Source organism: uncultured Blautia sp., from assembly GCF_902497045.1.
In the GTDB taxonomy this organism is placed as follows: Bacteria; Bacillota; Clostridia; order Lachnospirales; family Lachnospiraceae; genus Blautia_A.
The window spans coordinates 1-1,950 of sequence record NZ_CABVDF010000347.1 but is presented as its reverse complement, the minus strand read 5'-3'; the positions used below and the strand labels follow the sequence as shown (position 1 = coordinate 1,950).

3 protein-coding genes are annotated in these 1,950 nt (G+C 42.4%); all 3 read right to left on the bottom strand.

What is annotated here, in order from left to right:
- Positions 1-11: 11 nt before the first annotated feature.
- Genes RDS42_RS14525 through RDS42_RS14515 form a run of 3 tightly spaced genes read right to left on the bottom strand, consistent with a single transcriptional unit; the run spans position 12 to position 1,888 of the window.
- Positions 12-797: an ABC transporter permease subunit gene (locus tag RDS42_RS14525; RefSeq protein WP_308784283.1), complete on the bottom strand. Its 786-nt coding sequence runs from the start codon at positions 795-797 to the stop codon at positions 12-14.
- Positions 794-1,705 carry an ABC transporter ATP-binding protein gene (locus tag RDS42_RS14520; RefSeq protein WP_308784282.1) on the bottom strand — a complete coding sequence of 304 codons (912 nt, stop codon included), beginning with the start codon at positions 1,703-1,705 and terminating at the stop codon, positions 794-796. Before RDS42_RS14520 ends, RDS42_RS14525 begins: the two co-directional genes overlap by 4 nt.
- The gene (locus RDS42_RS14515) at positions 1,706-1,888 is read right to left on the bottom strand and encodes a hypothetical protein (RefSeq protein WP_308784281.1); all 183 of its coding nucleotides are present in this window, start codon (positions 1,886-1,888) and stop codon (positions 1,706-1,708) included.
- Positions 1,889-1,950 lie beyond the last annotated feature (62 nt).

Below are 1,950 nucleotides of genomic sequence, written 5' to 3'. Positions count from 1 at the left end.
TAGTAATAAAATCATTTCAGCAGCATTTCATAGGTAAACCGTCCCATGGATTTTTTCAAAAGAAATACTGCCGCCAAAACACAAACACCTCCCAGCCCCAGCAAAATCCATACATTTACTAAAAGTACACCCATAAGCTGTCCTGCTGACAGAAGAATCAGAGGGAGCACCAGAAATACCGCACTCTGCTGGGCTTCTTCCACACTTTGAGCTTTAGCAGAACCTCTCACGATCAAAGTTATGGCAACCAGAGAAATTGATGGTGCGATCATAAATAAAATCACAAGCCAGCTGATTCCCGGAAGCAAAAAGCTTTTAAACAGAAACAGCGTCTCTGTCTCGATCACCAGGATCATTGCCAGGAAAGAAAGCAGAGATACTGATATGCTCAAAAGAAAAGAAGCCATTACCTTTGCACAGAATATCTGTCTCACCGACAAAGGACAGTAAAGGAGAGTCTCCAATGTGTGCTTTTCCTTTTCACCCACAAAAGAACTTGCTGACATAATGGAGGCAGACATCACAGGGATAATCAGAAAAAACACCGGAAGAATATAGTTCAGCATCATTCTCATCATATCCCGTTCCATGTTTCCGGAACGCATAGCAGTCGGCAGAAGATCCATCATTTTCTGAACGTCCGGATCACCTGGCATAAAATGGATTGCGCACACAAGAATAGATGGAAATACCACTGTAAAAACCAGCGGAACGATCAAAAGAGAAAGAAACAAATTTTTGTTGGCAGTGATGCCTCTCAAATCTTTTCTGATAATAGCTGCCATTTTTTGTTTCATGATAACGCCTCCTCTCCAGAAGTAAATGAGAAATAAATATCCTCCAGGGATGGTTTCTTTACATTGACTGAGTAAATATCTCCGCCTCCTGTTACAATCTTACGAACAAGATCAGGAATTTCATTGTCAGACTGAATTTTGCTCACATACTGCCGCTCTCCCGTCCTTAAAAATCCCAGTTCTTCCGGCATATGATCTGCACAGATCTCAAGGCTTATGCCAGAAGCCACCCTATTTTGCAGTTCCTCCAAAGTTCCCATTGCCAGCAGTTTTCCCTGTTCCATCAGTCCATATCTGGTACAGATTTCCTGTGCATATCTAAGTTGATGGGTACATAGAAAAATCGTAATCTTTTCGTCCTCTGCCAGTTTCCGAATCATCTGGTTGACCTTTTGTCCACTTTCCGGGTCAAGACCTGATGTTGGCTCATCAAGGAAAAGGATCCTGGGTCTGTGGATCAATGCCCTGGCAAGAGAAAGTCTCTGACGCATACCAGTCGAATAGGCAGAAAGCTTCTGATCTGCTGCCTCCTCTAATTCCAGCTGTTTCAGCAGGGAAACGGACCTTTTATCCGCTTCTGCTTCTGAAATTCCAAATACTGATCCATAAAACATAAGATTCTGTTTTCCTGTCATATTATTGTACATCTGTGCATGTTCAGTTACCACTCCGGAAAAAGCATGCACCTTTTCCGGATCTTCTGTCGGATTCAACCCCAATACCCTGCATTCTCCCTCCGAAGGAATAAGCATCCCCGTCAGAAGCTTTACAGTTGTTGTTTTTCCTGCTCCGTTTGGCCCCAGAAAACCAAATATTTCTCCCTGATCCAGAGAAAAGTCAATACTTCTGACAGCCTTTTTTCCATTAGGATATGTCTTAGAAAGTTTTTTCAAAACAACTGCATCCATCTATTGCTCCTCCTCATTCTTTTTCAGCCGTGTCACCAGTTTCTGAAAACGAAGGTCTTCCCTTATCTCCTGAAAATTCTGATTTTCTGTAAGAGCCTGTGTCATACTGTGGCGAATTACAGAAATATCTCTTGGAAGGTGTGGCCCCAGCGGAAGAGAATCCTCCAGCCAGTCGTCCAGCATATAAAAGTATTATCAGGCACACTATAACAAACTATTTTTTCGCTTTTAAGGCATAATAAAAG

What these genes read in the sequence shown, in the direction of transcription:
- RDS42_RS14525 (WP_308784283.1), bottom strand. Translation starts at nt 797, where the DNA reads ATGAAACAAAAAATGGCAGCTATTATCAGAAAAGATTTGAGAGGCATC.
- RDS42_RS14520 (WP_308784282.1), bottom strand. Translation starts at nt 1,705, where the DNA reads ATGGATGCAGTTGTTTTGAAAAAACTTTCTAAGACATATCCTAATGGA.
- RDS42_RS14515 (WP_308784281.1), bottom strand. Translation starts at nt 1,888, where the DNA reads ATGCTGGACGACTGGCTGGAGGATTCTCTTCCGCTGGGGCCACACCTT.